Source organism: uncultured Sphingomonas sp., from assembly GCF_934560975.1.
GTDB lineage: Bacteria > Pseudomonadota > Alphaproteobacteria > Sphingomonadales > Sphingomonadaceae > Sphingomonas_I.
The window spans coordinates 12560-27017 of record NZ_CAKTFO010000032.1; the positions used below are offsets into that span (position 1 = coordinate 12560).

General features: G+C 67.8%; 11 protein-coding genes. 2 read left to right on the forward strand and 9 right to left on the reverse strand.

Annotation, left to right across the window (positions count from 1 at the left end; all coding sequences use genetic code 11):
- Positions 1 to 20: 20 nt before the first annotated feature.
- The 4 genes from Q0D93_RS14130 to manD form a co-directional block, all read right to left on the reverse strand.
- The gene (locus tag Q0D93_RS14130; protein ID WP_294395498.1) at positions 21 to 1502 is read right to left on the reverse strand and encodes a mannitol dehydrogenase family protein; all 1482 of its coding nucleotides are present in this window, start codon (positions 1500 to 1502) and stop codon (positions 21 to 23) included.
- The gene (gene uxaC / locus Q0D93_RS14135; RefSeq protein WP_294395500.1) at positions 1499 to 2911 is read right to left on the reverse strand and encodes a glucuronate isomerase; all 1413 of its coding nucleotides are present in this window, start codon (positions 2909 to 2911) and stop codon (positions 1499 to 1501) included. The genes Q0D93_RS14130 and uxaC overlap by 4 nt, the downstream gene beginning before the upstream one ends.
- Before the next feature lie 4 nt (positions 2912 to 2915).
- Complete coding sequence (locus Q0D93_RS14140) at positions 2916 to 4202, reverse strand: MFS transporter (RefSeq protein ID WP_294395501.1); 1287 nt, start codon at positions 4200 to 4202, stop codon at positions 2916 to 2918.
- 124 nt (positions 4203 to 4326) lie between these two features.
- Positions 4327 to 5538: a D-mannonate dehydratase ManD gene (manD, locus tag Q0D93_RS14145; protein ID WP_294395503.1), complete on the reverse strand. Its 1212-nt coding sequence runs from the start codon at positions 5536 to 5538 to the stop codon at positions 4327 to 4329.
- A gap of 191 nt (positions 5539 to 5729) precedes the next feature.
- On the opposite strand from manD, the gene Q0D93_RS14150 reads away from it, so the two are divergent.
- Complete coding sequence (locus tag Q0D93_RS14150; RefSeq protein WP_294395505.1) at positions 5730 to 7865, forward strand: alpha-glucuronidase family glycosyl hydrolase; 2136 nt, start codon at positions 5730 to 5732, stop codon at positions 7863 to 7865.
- Positions 7866 to 7957: 92 nt separating this feature from the next.
- Complete coding sequence (locus Q0D93_RS14155) at positions 7958 to 9022, forward strand: LacI family DNA-binding transcriptional regulator (RefSeq protein ID WP_294395507.1); 1065 nt, start codon at positions 7958 to 7960, stop codon at positions 9020 to 9022.
- Positions 9023 to 9133: 111 nt separating this feature from the next.
- Here Q0D93_RS14155 and Q0D93_RS14160 read toward each other — a convergent pair whose 3' ends face one another.
- The 5 genes from Q0D93_RS14160 to Q0D93_RS14180 all read right to left on the reverse strand — a co-directional run bounded on the left by Q0D93_RS14160 (position 9134) and on the right by Q0D93_RS14180 (position 14257).
- Positions 9134 to 10540 carry a sugar porter family MFS transporter gene (locus tag Q0D93_RS14160; protein WP_294395509.1) on the reverse strand — a complete coding sequence of 469 codons (1407 nt, stop codon included), beginning with the start codon at positions 10538 to 10540 and terminating at the stop codon, positions 9134 to 9136.
- A 29-nt stretch (positions 10541 to 10569) separates the two neighbouring features.
- Positions 10570 to 11445 (reverse strand): SMP-30/gluconolactonase/LRE family protein, encoded by an 876-nt coding sequence (locus tag Q0D93_RS14165; RefSeq protein ID WP_294395511.1) that lies wholly within the window; start codon positions 11443 to 11445, stop codon positions 10570 to 10572.
- A gap of 1 nt (position 11446) precedes the next feature.
- On the reverse strand, positions 11447 to 12223 hold the full coding sequence (locus tag Q0D93_RS14170; protein WP_294395512.1) for an SDR family oxidoreductase: 777 nt from the start codon (positions 12221 to 12223) through the stop codon (positions 11447 to 11449).
- Between the two features lie 54 nt (positions 12224 to 12277).
- Positions 12278 to 13405 carry a fumarylacetoacetate hydrolase family protein gene (locus Q0D93_RS14175; protein ID WP_294395515.1) on the reverse strand — a complete coding sequence of 376 codons (1128 nt, stop codon included), beginning with the start codon at positions 13403 to 13405 and terminating at the stop codon, positions 12278 to 12280.
- A gap of 108 nt (positions 13406 to 13513) precedes the next feature.
- Positions 13514 to 14257: a hypothetical protein gene (locus Q0D93_RS14180; RefSeq protein ID WP_294395517.1), complete on the reverse strand. Its 744-nt coding sequence runs from the start codon at positions 14255 to 14257 to the stop codon at positions 13514 to 13516.
- Between the last annotated feature and the right edge of the window lie 201 nt (positions 14258 to 14458).

A 14458-nucleotide genomic window follows, 5' to 3' on the forward strand; every position in this document is an offset into this window, starting at 1 on the left:
CGCCCTGGCCCCGTCGGCACTCACTCCCGGTCGATCATTCTCCATTCCGCATTCCCCTCGATCATTGCGCGCGCGCCTTTCTGGCGAAGGCCGTCGAGCAAGCGGGTCAACTGGCCCGCAAAACTATCGTTCGCGGCAAGCGCGGGCGGGAAGATGGCGTCGATCGCCAGCAATCCCCGCACCGCCTGCTCGGCCGGAAGCGCCGCCGCGGCAGCCGTCCGCGCCGCCAGCGGATCGTCGACCGCGAACGACTGGCCGGCATCGTCCCGCCCTTCCTGCCAGCGCATCCAGGCGGCGACCGCCAGCGCCAGCGCGCCGACCGGTTGCCCGCGCTCCAGCCGCGACTGGATACCGCCGAGCAGCCGCTGCGGCAGCTTCTGCGATCCGTCCATCGCGATCTGGCGGGTGCGGTGGTGCAGCGCGCTGTTGGCGAAGCGCGCCATCAGCTCGGCGCGGTAGGACGCTATGTCCAGTTCCGGCGGCGGCGACAACGTCGGCGCGGCTTCGTCCCACAGGGCGTCCACGAAGGCACGGCCGGCGGACAGGGCCACGAACTGATGCACGAAGTCGATCCCGGCGAGCCCGCCGAGATAGGCGATGCCGGAATGCGCGCCGTTGAGGAGGCGCAGCTTGGCCTCCTCCCACGGCGCCACCGCCGTCGTCAGCTGCACGCCGAATGCGGCCAAGTCGGGCCGCTCGCCGGCAAACCGGTCCTGCACCACCCATTGGGTAAAGGGCTCGGTCTTGACCATCGCTCGGTCCTCGACCCCGATCTTCGCCGCCAGCGCCGCGATGTCGGACGGTTCGGTCGCCGGCACGATGCGGTCCACCATCGTTTCGGGGAATGCGCCCTCCCCCTCGATCCAGGCGCACAGGTCGGGGTCATGCCGCAAGGCGAGGGCCAGCACGGCATTGCGCAACCGGGTGCCGTTGTGCGGCAGATTGTCGCATGACATGGCGGTGAACGGCTTCAGCCCCGCCGCCCGCCGCGCCTGCAACGCCGCCACGATCAGGCCCGGCGCGGTGCGGGGCGCGGCGAGCGAGGCGAGGTCGACGGCCAGATCGGGATCGTCCGTGATCAGCACGCCGGTGGCGGGATCGAGCTTGTAGCCCTTCTCGGTCACGGTCAGCGTGACGATGTGGGTGTCGGGCGACGCCATCGCCGCCACCAGCTTGGCCGGGTCTTCCGGCGCGACCAGCACGTCCTGGATCGCGCCCACCAGTTGCACCTGCTCCCGCTCGCCATCGCGAACGAGGACGCAATAGAGGCCGTCCTGCGGCATCAACTGGTCGCGCACGGTGGGCGAGCGCAAGGACGCGCCCAGCACGCCCCAGCGCAGGTCCCCCGCCGCCAGCGCCTGTTCGTACACCATCGCCTGATGCGCGCGGTGGAAGGCGCCCGTGCCGAGATGAACGATGCCGGTGCGGACGGCCGTGCGATCGTAGCGGAACCGCGCCACCGCCGGCAGCGTCGCGGCGGTCGCTTCGCCGAGGCGGATCACAATCTGTAGGCCGCCTTGACCAGGTCATAGGTCAAGGCGCGCGCCACCTCATGCGCCTCGTCCTCAGGCAGGCGATGCTCCGCCACCAGCCGGGCGAGGAACACGCAGTCCATCCGCCGTGCGACGTCGTGCCGCGCCGGGATCGACAGGAACGCACGCGTATCGTCGTTGAAGCCGACCGTATTGTAGAAGCCGCCGGTCTCGGTCGCGCGCTCGCGGAAGCGGCGCATCCCTTCGGGCGAGTCGTGGAACCACCAGGGGGGCCCAAGCCGCAGCACCGGATAATGGCCGGCGAGCGGGGCCAGTTCGCGGCTGTAGCTGTCCTCGTCCAGCGTAAAGAGGATCAGGCTGAGCCGGCGATCATTGCCGAATCGGTCGAGCAATGGCTTCAACGCGCGGACATATTCGGTCTGGACCGGGATATCGGCGCCCTTGTCGCGGCCGAACCGCGCCAGCACCGCCGCATTGTGGTTGCGGAACGCGCCGGGATGCAGCTGCATCACCATGCCGTCCTCGGTCGACATGCGCGCCATTTCGGTCAGCATCTGGCCGCGGAACAGCTCCGCCTCGGCCGGCGTCACGCCGCCCTGCAACACCCTGGCATAGAGCGCCTCGGCGTCCGCGCGGGGCAGATCGGCGGTGAAGGCGGCGGGATGGCCGTGATCGGTCGAGGTCGCGCCCGCGTCCCGGAAAAAGGCGCGGCGGTTTTCATGCGCGCGGAGATAGCCCGTCCAGGTCGAGACATCCTCGCCCGCAACCTCGCCGAACCGGTGGAGATTGTCGGCGAAGCCGCCATGTTCGGGATCCAGCACGGGATCGGGACGATAGGCGGTGACGACCCGTCCCTTCCACCCGCTCTCCCGGATCGCCCGGTGATGCTCCAACGGATCGAGCGGGCTTTCGGTAGTGGCGATCACCTCGACATTGTACCGCTCGAACAGGGCGCGGGGGCGGAAGTCGGGCGTCTTCAGCGCGGCGTCGATCGTGTCGTAATAGAGGTCGGCGGTCGCCGGCTCCAGCAGCACGTCGAGCTTGAACACCTCTGCGAACACCCAGTCGAGCCAGGCGCGCGAGGGCGTGCCGCGCAGCAGGTGGTAATGGTCCGCCAGCAGCCGCCAGATCCGGCGCGGATCATGCTCGGTCGGGCTGCCGTCGACCGTCGGCACGCCCAGGGCATCCAGCGGCACGCCCTGCGAATAGAGCATCCGGAAGACATAATGGTCGGGGACGATCAGCAGGTCGGCCGGATTGGCGAACGGCTGGTTGGTGGCGAACCAGGCCGGATCGGTATGGCCGTGCGGGCTGACGATCGGCAGATCCCTGATCGGCTGGTAGAGCGCGCGTGCGATCGCCCGGGTCCGTTCGTCGGACGGGAACAGGCGATCGGGATGAAGCGCCAGCTTCGCCATGGCATCAATTCTCCGCATTCAGCGTGGTCACCGGCGCGTAGCGCGGGTTGAGGAGGTGGACGACGAGCAAGGCCACCAGATAGGCCGAGCCCGCCACGATGAAGATCGGTGTGTAGCTGCCGGTCGTTTCCAGCACGTAGCCGGCGAACTTGGCCATCAACATGCCGCCGACCGCACCGGCAAACCCGCCCAGGCCGACCACCGTGCCCTGGGCGAAGCGGGGGAAACTGTCCGCCGGCAGCGAGAAGTGGTTGGACGAAAAACCCTGGTGCCCGGCGCAAGCGAGGCCGATCAGCAGCACCGCGACCCAGATGGTCGGCGCCATTTGCGCAAAGGAGACCGGCACCACCATCAGTGCGCAGACGAACATGGCGGTCTTGCGCGCGCGGTTCGCATCGATGCCGCGCGCCAGCATCTGCGACGACAGCCACCCGCCGAAGATCGAGCCCACGTCCGCCAGGATGTAGATCGCGATCAAGGGCGGGCCGAACCCCTTGAGGTCAACGCCGTAACGCTTGGCGAAGAAGTCCGGCAGCCAGAACAGGAAGGTCCACCACACCGGGTCGATCAGGAAGCGGCCCGCCATGTAGGCCCACGCCTGGCGGGTCGACAGCACGGCGGCGAAGCTGGTCTTGCCTTCATCGACGAACGGCTCCGCCTCGATATAGTCGCGCTCGGCCTGGGACAGACGGGGATGTTCGCGCGGGCGGCGATAGAGCGTCAGCCACGCGCCGATCCAGACCAGGTTGAACAGGCCGGTGATGAGGAAGGCGGATTGCCAGCCCATCGCCAAGGTGATGGCCGGCACGATCAGCGGCGTGATCACCGCGCCGACATTGGCGCCGGCATTGAAGATGCCGATGGCGAGCGCGCGTTCCCGCTTGGGGAACCATTCGGCGGCGGCGGCGAGCGCGGCGGGATAGGTGCCGCTTTCCCCCAGGGCCAGCGGGATGCGGACCATGGCGAAGCCCAGGGTGGAGGTGACCAATGCATGGGCCATGTGGGCGGCCGTCCACACGCTCATCGCCAGCAGATAGCCGACCTTGGCCCCGACCCGGTCGATCAGCCGCCCGAAGAACAGGAACCCGACGCCGTAAAAGGCCTGGAACCAGAAGACCACGTCGCCATAGCCGCTCTCGCTCCAGCCATAATCGGCCTGCAGCGTCGGCTTCAGCACCGACAGGACGAGCCGGTCGATATAGCTCAGCACCACGGCGCTGAACAGCAGGGTGCAGATGATCCAGCGCACCTTGCCCGGTGGCGGCTTCGGAATGAAGGCGGGTGTGTTCACGTATATCCTCCCGCGCGGGACCGGCATGAACCGGCCCCGGCAAAGACGGCCCAGCACCATGCGGATACCGGCGTGAACCCCGACCTTCGCCGGGGGTGGGTTGCGCGACGGGCCGGGGCCCCGATCACCAGTTGAACAAGGTCCCGTCTTCCAGACGGTTTACCGGCAGGAAGGCGCGCTGATATTCATGTTTGGCGGCCAGCACCTCGTCCAGGTCGACGCCCAGGCCGGGCTTGTCGCCGGGATGCATGTACCCGTCCTCGAACGTATAGGCATGGGGGAAGACGGCGTCCGTCTCCTCCGTATGGCGCATATATTCCTGCACACCGAAGTTGGGCACCGACAGGTCGAAATGCAGCGCCGCCGCCATGCACACAGGCGACAGGTCGGTTGCGCCATGGCAGCCGGTCTTGACCTGATACAGGTCGGCCAGCGCGGCGATGCGGCGCAGGTGGGTGATGCCGCCGGCATGGACCACCGTGGCGCGGATATAGTCGATCAGCTGGTTTTCGATCAGGTCCTTGGCATCCCAGATCGAACTGAAGATTTCCCCCACCGCCAGCGGCGCGGTGGTGTGCTGGCGGATCAGGCGAAACGCCTCCTGATTCTCGGCCGGGGTCGCATCCTCCAGCCAGAAGGGGCGATAGGGCTCCAGATCCTTGCCCAGCCGCCCCGCCTCGATCGGGGTCAGGCGATGGTGAATGTCGTGCAGCAGGTGCACGTCCCAGCCCAGCACCTCACGCGCCTTTTCAAACAAAGGCGGGACCGAGCGCAGATATTTGCTGGTCGACCAGACGTTCTCGGTCGGCAGGTCGGCATCGGCGGGCTCGTAGAAATAGCGGTCCTTGCTGACCCCATAGGTGGACGGCAGCCCCGGCACGCCCGACTGGATGCGGATCGCCTTGTAGCCAAGCTGCTGGTAATGCAGGGCGTTGTCGATCGTCTCGGCGATGTCTTTACCGTTGGCATGACCATAGACCATCACGCCTTCACGGGCAGCCCCGCCGAGCAGCTGGTAGACGGGCAGGTTCGCCACCTTGCCCTTGATGTCCCACAGCGCCGTATCGACCGCGGCGATGGCGGTCATGGTCACCGGACCGCGCCGCCAATAGGCGCCTTTGTAGAGATATTGCCAGATGTCCTCGATCCGGTGCGCGTCGCGCCCGATCAGGCAGGGGGCGACATGGTCCTCCAGATAGGCGACCACCGCCTTCTCGCGCCCGTTGAGCGTGGCGTCGCCAAGACCGTAGACGCCTTCGTCCGTCTCGATCTTCAGCGTGACGAAATTGCGTCCCGGGCAGGTGACGATGACGCGGGCGGCGGTGATCTTAGGCACATCTCTCTCCCACAGTTCCGGCGGGGATCGTCTTGGGCGCGTCCTCTCGTTCCGGTCTTTCTGACTTGCTTCCGGGCCGCGGGCAACACCCCCGGCGCTTTCTGCTTGATACCGGTCACATGGTATAGGACGGTGTCCCAAGTCAATCGGCGGACCGGCACAAGATCGGCAACCGACAGAGAGGATTTGCCATGACGCCCATCGTCCGCCTGCTGGTCGCCTTGCTGTTCGTGTTGGGCGCCTCCGCCGTGCGTGCGGACGACGGCTATCGCCTGTGGTTGCGCTACGATCCCCTGCCCGCCCCCTTGCGCGGGGGCGCGCAGGCGGCGCTCGGCGGCGGCGTGCTGGCGGACCGCACCGATCTCACCCTCGCCCGCGCGGCGGAGGAGTTGGAACGCGGCCTTGCCGGCCTGCTCGGCGGTCAGCGAACGAGCGGCGGCGCGATCCTGGTCGGCACGCCCGCCGATCCGCGTGTCGGGGCGCTGGCCCTTCCGCTCGGCAAGCTGGGCAACGAAGGCTATCTGATCCGCACCGTCCGTATCGACGGCAAGGCGGTGACGGTGGTGGCGGCCAACGCCCCGGCGGGGGCGCTGTACGGCAGCTTCGCCCTGCTGCGGCTGGTGCAGACCGGCGCGGCGCTCGACCGGATCGACCTGTCCTCTGCCCCCGGGCTGAAGCTGCGGGTGCTGAATCAATGGGACAATCTGGATGGGCATGTCGAGCGGGGTTATGCTGGCAACTCGATCTGGGACTGGTGGAAGCTGCCGGCCTACACGGACCCGCGTTACACCGATTATGCGCGCGCCAATGCGTCGATCGGGATCAACGGCACGGTCCTCAACAACGTCAACGCCAATGCGCTGAGCCTGACCGCGCCCTACATCGCCAAGGCGGCGGCGCTGGCCGACCTGTTCCGGCCCTGGGGCATCAAGGTCTATCTGTCGGCCCGCTTTTCCGCCCCGATCGAGTTGGGTGGTCTCAAGAGCGCCGACCCGCTCGACCCCGCCGTCGCCGCCTGGTGGCGGGCCAAGGCGGACGAGATCTATCGCGCCATTCCCGATTTCGGCGGCTTCCTGGTCAAGGCCAATTCGGAGGGACAGCCGGGTCCGCGCGATTACCACCGCAGCCATGCCGACGGCGCCAACGTGCTGGCCCGGGCGGTGGCGCCGCATGGCGGGATCGTGATGTACCGCGCCTTCGTCTATGCGGAGGACAATCCGGTCGACCGCGCCAAGCAGGCCTATGACGAGTTCAAGCCGCTGGACGGCAAGTTCGCCGACAATGTGCTGGTGCAGGTCAAGAACGGCCCGCTCGACTTCCAGCCGCGCGAACCGTTCCATCCCCTGTTCGGCGCGATGCCCAAGACGCCGCTGATGATCGAATTCCAGATCACCAAGGAGTATCTCGGCCAGGCGACCCACCTCACCTATCTCGGCCCGTTGTTCACGGAGGTGCTGGGCAGCGACACCTATGCCGGTGGCAAGGGCACCACCGTGGCCGACGTGGTGGAGGGCAAAGCGGACGGGCACCGGCTGAGCGGCATTGCGGGGGTCGCCAATATCGGCACCGATCGCGACTGGTCCGGCTCCACCTTCAACCAGGCGGATTGGTATGCGTTCGGCCGTTTCGCCTGGAACCCGCGGGCGTCGGCGGAGGGGATTGCGCGCGAATGGGCGGCGATGACCTTCACGCCCGATCCCGCCATCGTCCAGCCGATCGTCGGCATGATGATGCCCTCGCGCGAGGCGGCGGTGGATTACATGACCCCGCTCGGCCTGGCGCACATCATGGGCACCAGCCACCATTATGGCCCGGCCCCGTGGGTCAGCGATCTCGCCCGACCGGAATGGAACCCGGCTTATTATCACCGCGCGGACGCCGCCGGCATCGGCTTCGACCGCACGGCGCATGGCAGCAACGCCATCGCCCAATATGCCCGCCCGCTCCAGCGGCTATGGTCCGATCCCCGCACCACCCCTGATGCCGACCTGCTCTGGTTCCACCATCTGCCGTGGGATTACCGCATGAAGTCGGGCCGCATCCTGTGGGATGAAATGGCCCTTCATTACCAGCATGGCGTGGATCAGGTAGCGGCGATGCGGCAGCAATGGGGCGCCATGAAACGCCATGTGGATGCCGAACGCTTTGCCAAGACGGCGGATTTCCTGGCGATCCAGCAGCGCGAGGCGGAATGGTGGCGCGATGCGTGCCTGCTTTATTTCGGCATCTGGTCACGCCGCCCGCTGCCGGCCGGCATTCCCGCACCCGCGCATGACCTGCCGTTCTACAAGGGCCTGACATTCCCCTTCGCCCCCGGCGGCGGCTGAACGCAGGAACAGGCCGTTCGACTTGCCGACGCCGACGTTTTTTGGTGTGGTCCGCGCCCAGACGAGAATAACGACGGCGGAGGGGAAGCGGGTTGAGCCAAAGGTCCGGGCGTCAGCGGGGAGCGCCGACGATCAGCGATGTCGCGCTGGCTGCGGGCGTGTCACCCATGACCGTCTCGCGCGTCATCAATGGCGAGAGCAATGTCCGCGCCGCCACGCGCGATGCGGTAAAGGCCGCGATCCAGCGCCTGGGCTATGCCCCCAACCGCGCGGCGCGCAGCCTGGCCGGAGCGGAGGAGCTGCGGATCGCCCTGCTCTACAGCAATCCCAGCGCCGCTTATCTCGGCGAGTTCCTGATGGGCGGGCTGGCCAGCGTCAGCCGCGCGCACGCCCAGTTGATGATCGAGCAGTGCGAGGATGGCGGGCAGGAGGTGCAGGCGGTCGCGCACCTGATCCGCACCGGCATCCATGGCGTCGTCCTGCCGCCGCCCTTGTGCGATTCCGACGCCACCATCGACGCGCTGCAGGCGGCCGACATCCCGATCGTGGTGGTGGCAAGCGGCCGCCCCCGTGCCGACATCCCGGCGGTCAGCATCGACGACGCACGCGCCGCGCACGACATGACCTGCCACCTGGCGGCACTGGGCCATCGCCGGATCGGCTTCATCGCCGGCAACCCCAACCAGACCGCCAGCGCGCGGCGGATGGACGGCTACCGCACCGCCCTGGACGAACTCGGCATCGCGCACGATCCTGCTTTGGTCGTGCCGGGCCTGTTCACCTACCGGTCCGGGCTGGACGCGGCCGAGCAGTTGCTGGCGCTGCCCGAACGGCCGACCGCGATCTTCGCCAGCAATGACGACATGGCGGGAGCGGCGGTGGCGGTGGCGCATCGCCACGGGCTGGACGTGCCGGGCGACATCACCGTCTGCGGCTTCGACGACACGCCGCTTGCCACCACGATCTGGCCCGAGTTGACCACCATCCGCCAGCCGATCCGCGACATGTCGCAGGCCGCGGTGGAACTGCTGATCGGCGAGGTCCGGGCACGCCGCGCGCCGGCCCGCGCCGCGCCGCGCCACGTACTGCTGGATTATCAGCTGGTACGGCGACAGTCCGACGCACCGCCCCGCAAGCGGCCGCCCGCCCGCGCCTGACCCCTCGGGCGATCGCCCGTCTTCCTCCCCTTGGCACAGCCTGCGCGCACATGAAAAAGCCCGCCGCTCACCGGAGCGACGGGCTTTTCCTTTGGCCGTGGATAAGCAGGATCAGCCTTCCATCTGCTCCAGCTCGCGTCCGCGCGTCTCGTGCAGCAGCTTTCTGACCAGGAAGAAGGAGACGAACGCCGACAGCGCATAGAAGCTGTAGGTCGGCGCAAGTCCCACATTGACGAGCAGCCAGGGGAAGCTGACCGAGATGATGAAGTTGGCGATCCACTGCGCGAAGCCGCACACCGCCAGCGCCGAACCGCGGATCTGGTTGGGGAACATCTCGCCCAGCATCACCCACATGATCGGGCCCCAGCTGAGGTTGAACAAAGCCGAGTAACCGAGCGCGCTGATGAAGGCGACGCGGCCCAACCCGCCCGGCAGCTGCAACGCACCGGAGGCATCGAACACGCCCTGCGAGAAGGCATAAGCCATCAGGCCCAAAGTCACCGTCATGCCGGCCGAGCCGATCAGCAGCAGCGGCTTGCGCCCGACCTTGTCGACCAGCAGCACCGTCAGGATGCAGGCGGCGATCGACACTACGCCGGAGATGATGTTCGTCAGCAGCGCGTCATTCTCGCTGAAGCCCACCGCCTGCCACAGCACCGCGCCGTAGTAGAAGACGATGTTGATGCCGACGAACTGCTGGAACACCGCCAGCATCATGCCGGCCCAGATGATCGGCCGGACCTTGCCGGTGGTCTGGTCCTTGAGGTCGCTGAATTTCGGCCGGTGATCCGCGACCAGGGTGGAGCGGATCTCCGCCACCTTGGCGGCGGCGGCTTCCGGCCCGAACAGCTTGGTCAGCACCGCGCGCGCCTCGCCCTCGCGGCCACGCACGACCAGGAAACGCGGGCTTTCCGGGATGAACAGCAGAGCGAGGAAGTAGACGAGCGCCGGAATGGCCTGCATCCAGAACATCCAGCGCCACGCCGGATAGCCGCCCCACAGGATCGCCTGCGATCCGCCGGCGGCCTGCGCCAGGACGTAGTTGGCGATAAAGGCGCCGGTCAGGCCCGTGATGATCATGATCTGCTGGATCGATGACAGGCGGCCGCGAATGCTGGCCGGCGTCACTTCGGAAATATAGACCGGCGACAATACGGAGGCTGCGCCCACGCCGAACCCGCCCAGCAGGCGCGCCAGCACGAACAGCTCCGATCCCGGGGCGGCGCCGGCGATCAGCGCGCTGATCAGGAACAGGATCGCGGAAATCCGCATCACGCCGCGCCGGCCGAGCCGGTCGGACAGGCGGCCGGCCGCGAACGCGCCGATCGAACAGCCGATCAGGATCGCGCCGACGTTGAAGCCCGTGCCGAGCTTGGACAGGTTGAACGCCTTTTCCAGCCCCTCCTGCGTACCGTTGATCACGCCGCTGTCATAACCGAACATGAAACCGCCGATCGTCGCCACCGCGACGATCATGGCGATAAAGGCCAGGTTCACCTGGCTTGCCCCTCGCTGCACTACTCTCCCTCCCTTTTCTATCTTGTGGTTCAACCGAGCCTGGCCAGATGGCCCGGCAGCCCGGCGACGCCGGCATCGAATGCGAACAGGTTTCCGGCAAGCGGCTGCGCCTCCAGCTCGGCCGCATCCAGTCCCTTGCGGGCCGTGGTGGCATAGGCCGTGCGCAGGTCGGCGCCGCCGAACGCAATCTTGGTAATGTTGGCGCAGGGAAAGCGCACCTCGCCCACGATCCGCCCATCGGGCGCATAGCGGCGCGCGCGCCACCCACCCCACAAGCCGATCCAGACATGGCCCTCCGCATCGCAGACGGAGCCGTCCGGCCACCCGTCCGCCGCGTCGACCGTCGCAAAGACGCGCGGTTCGCCGCAGCTGCCGTCTTCATTGAGCGGCACGGCATGGATCACCCGGCCGAGCGTGTCCGTGTGGTACAGCGTCCGGCCATCGGGCGAGATAGCGGGGCCGTTGGTGATGCAGACCGGATCGAGCCCACTGTCCTGAACCGCGCCGCCGTCAAGCCGGTAGAGGCGGCCGGTCGTGGCCTCCTCGCCATCGTCCATCGAGCCGAAATGCACCCGCCCGTCCGCATCCACCGTCGCGTCGTTCAGGCGGTTGCCCGGCATGCTCGCCTCCGGTGTCGCGATCACCGCGAACATGCCGTTGGCCGGATCGAACCGGGCCAGCCCGTGCTGCAAGCCCGCCAGAAACGTGCCGTCTTCCGCCGGCAGAACCCAGCCGACCTGGCACGGGGCCGTCCAGCTGCGCTGTTCGCCCGATTGCGGGTCGAAGCGGTGGACGCGATGGTTCTTGATGTCGACGAAATACAGCGCCTGTTCGCGCTTCACCCAGACCGGCCCCTCACCCAGGGTCGCCTGGACGTCCAGGACGCTGTGCGGTTCGCCCGTCATGTCAGCGCCACCCTGCGTCGATGAAGTAATCGTGCGCTGTGCACATGCGCGCATCGTCCGATGCCAGGAACAGGGTCAGGGCGGCGACATCCGCCGGCTGGATGCGCCCGTCCAGGCATTGGGCGGCCACGATCTCCGCCTCGCCCTCCGGCGTGTACCACTTCATCTGGCGCGGTGTCTGGACGTTGCCTGGCACGATCGTGTTGACGCGGATATTGTCGCGGCCGAGGTCGCGCGCCAGCCCACGTGTCAGCCCCTCGATCGCCGCCTTGGCCGTCTGGTAGAGAACCAGGTCGGGCAGGCCGAGATGCCAGCTGATCGACCCGAAGTTCAGGATCACGCCGCCGCCAGCCCGCTTCATCGCCGGCACGGCCGCCTGCGCCGCGAAGAACAGGTGGCGCAGGTTCACCGCCATGCGATCGTCCCAATAATCGGGCGTGACCTCCGCGATCGTGTGGCGGTCGTCATTGGCGGCATTGTTGACGAGGATGTCGATCCCGCCGAGCGCCTGCTCGATCTCCGCCAGCGTCCGCTTGAACGCGTCGATGTCGGCAAGATTGCAAGGCCGGAACAGCGGCACGTGCGCGGCGCCCGACAGCCGCTCGACCAGCGCGCGGGACGCGTCTTCGGCGATGTCGACAAAGGCCACGCGCGCGCCCTGCGCGACAAAGGCATCCACCAGCCCTTCACCGATGCCGCTGCCGCCGCCGGTGATCAGGACGCGCTTGTCGCGCAGGCTGGGATAGGATGCGCGCTGGGAGGGATCAGTCACCGACATAAGCCATCTTCATTCGAGAAAGGGACAGGATAGCAGGCAGGCGCGCCGCGACGATCATGCCGTCAGCAGCCCGCGCGCATGGAGGTTCTTCATCAGCCCGGTAATGCCGAGCGTCCACGGTCGCGCCGACCTGGAATGCACCACCCGGTTGACCAGCCGGCCGAGCTTCGGCGTGGAAATGGTGACCACGTCGCCCACCTTGTGGGTGAAGCCGCGCCCGGGCTCATCACGGTCCTGGGTCGGGGCGAACAAAGTGCCGAGGAACAGGACGTAGCCGTCCGGATAGTGATGCTCGCTCATCGCCTGGGCGAGCAGGTCCGTGGGATCGCGGCTGATTTCACGCATGGAGCTGTGCCCCTTCAGCACATAACCGTCCTCGCCCTCGATCAGCAGGTCGACCTCCGCCGCGCGGACATCGTCCATGGTGAAGGTGGCGTCGAACAGGCGCACGAACGGCCCGATCGAACACGACGCATTGTTGTCCTTTGCCTTGCTGAGCAGCAGCGCCGAACGGCCCTCGAAATCGCGCAGGTTGACGTCGTTGCCCAGCGTCGCGCCGACCGGCTCGCCATGGCTGTCGGCAAGGACGGCAACCTCCGGCTCGGGATTGTTCCAGGTGGAATCGGACCGCACCCCGATCTCCGCGCCCCAGCCGACGGTGGACAGCACCGGCGACTTGGTGAAGATCTCCGCATCGGGGCCGATCGCGACCTCCAGATATTGCGACCACATGCCCTCGTCGATCAGCGCCTGCTTCAGCGCCATCGCCTCGTCCGAACCCGGCTTCACGCCGCGAATGCCGCCGCCGATCCGTGCTTCCAGCCCGGACCGCACCTCGGCCGCACGGGAAAAGTCGCCGCGCGCCCGCTCCTCGATCACCCGCTCCAGCGCGGACACGGCAAAGGTCACGCCGGCGGCCTTGACGCATTGCAGGTCGACCGGGCTCAACAGCGTCGGCCCGCCGCCCTGCCCGCCAAGCTCGCTCAGCGCCACGCCGGTGGAGGCATCAAAGGCGCGGTCGGCCACCAGCTGCGACACGGTGGGCGCCACCCGGCTCATGTCGTGCAGCACGCCGCCCGCCACGATCACCGGCGAAGGCCCTTCGGCCGTTTCGATCCGGCCAAGGAACGTGCCGTCGCGCCAATCGTCGGCAAGCATTGCCGCTGGCTCAAACGCCGTCATCCGCCTCTCCCATCTCGCTTATGATTGATAGCGTTACCAATCATCGCCACGACAGGGTGTCAAGGTCATGCGGACGGGCTGCCGCGCGTTGCATGGTGGCCGGCCCCGTCACCGACCGAACAGCGCGCGCGCCTCGCGCGCCCAGCCGACTGCGTGTCGCACCACGGGGATACGGTCCAGGGTGCCGGGCGACAGGTTCGAGCGGGACGAGAATTGGCCGGCCAGCGACGGAGCCGCCAGCCAGGTCGCCACATCGGGATGCCGCTCCCGGTAGAAGTTGAAGGCGGCGTCGCGGTACATCGGCCCACCCTCCGGATCACCCGCCTTGCGGTCGCGCGCCTGCTCCATGAAACCCGCGATCCGGCCGGCGAAATCGGCGCGCATGGCGTAGAAGTGGCCGCCGATCGTGAGGCCGCCATGCGGCACCAGCCGGGGCTCCCCCCGCCCATGGCCGTTCGGCGTGATATAGCCGAGATAGAGCACGTCCCATGCTGTCGCCGCCACCTGTTCCGCCAGCGCGGGGAAGCGGGCGAGCCGGGCAATGTCGAAATCGACATCATCCTCCAGCACCAATATGTCGCGCCCGGCATCCGCCGCCGCGCGGGCGAGCGCCAGGTGGCTGTTGAAGCAGCCGCGCACGCCCATGCGGGGAAACTCGCCCGGCGAGTCGAACACCAGCCCGTCGAAGAAGCCTAGCCCGAGCATCTCGGGCGTAAGGTCGAAGCGGGCAAGGTCACGCTCGATGCGGCGTCGCCGGTCGGGACGGGAGGCGAGGCTGATTATCCGGCGGTCGGGGAACAGGGCGAACAGGTCAAGGAGGACCTGTCGCGCAACGGCGCGATCGTCGGACATTGCGGGCCTTCCTGATGGCTCCGCACGAGGCGGGACGCGCTTGTCCTAGCGTGCGCGCCGGCATTGGCAACGGCTTTCCGCCGCAGGGGGACGGGCGGCGCCGGTCGCGCCGCCCGCGCACGCCTTAGGTCGTGAACCCATAAACGGCGGTGAGGACCAGCGCCGTCGGCACCGCGATCATCAATGCGATAGATGACCAAG

Coding starts and splice junctions, on each gene's coding strand:
- uxaC (WP_294395500.1), bottom strand. CDS start 2,911: ATGGCGAAGCTGGCGCTTCATCCCGATCGCCTGTTCCCGTCCGACGAA.
- Q0D93_RS14150 (WP_294395505.1), top strand. CDS start 5,730: ATGACGCCCATCGTCCGCCTGCTGGTCGCCTTGCTGTTCGTGTTGGGC.
- Q0D93_RS14165 (WP_294395511.1), bottom strand. CDS start 11,445: ATGACGGGCGAACCGCACAGCGTCCTGGACGTCCAGGCGACCCTGGGT.
- Q0D93_RS14170 (WP_294395512.1), bottom strand. CDS start 12,223: ATGTCGGTGACTGATCCCTCCCAGCGCGCATCCTATCCCAGCCTGCGC.
- Q0D93_RS14175 (WP_294395515.1), bottom strand. CDS start 13,405: ATGACGGCGTTTGAGCCAGCGGCAATGCTTGCCGACGATTGGCGCGAC.
- Q0D93_RS14180 (WP_294395517.1), bottom strand. CDS start 14,257: ATGTCCGACGATCGCGCCGTTGCGCGACAGGTCCTCCTTGACCTGTTC.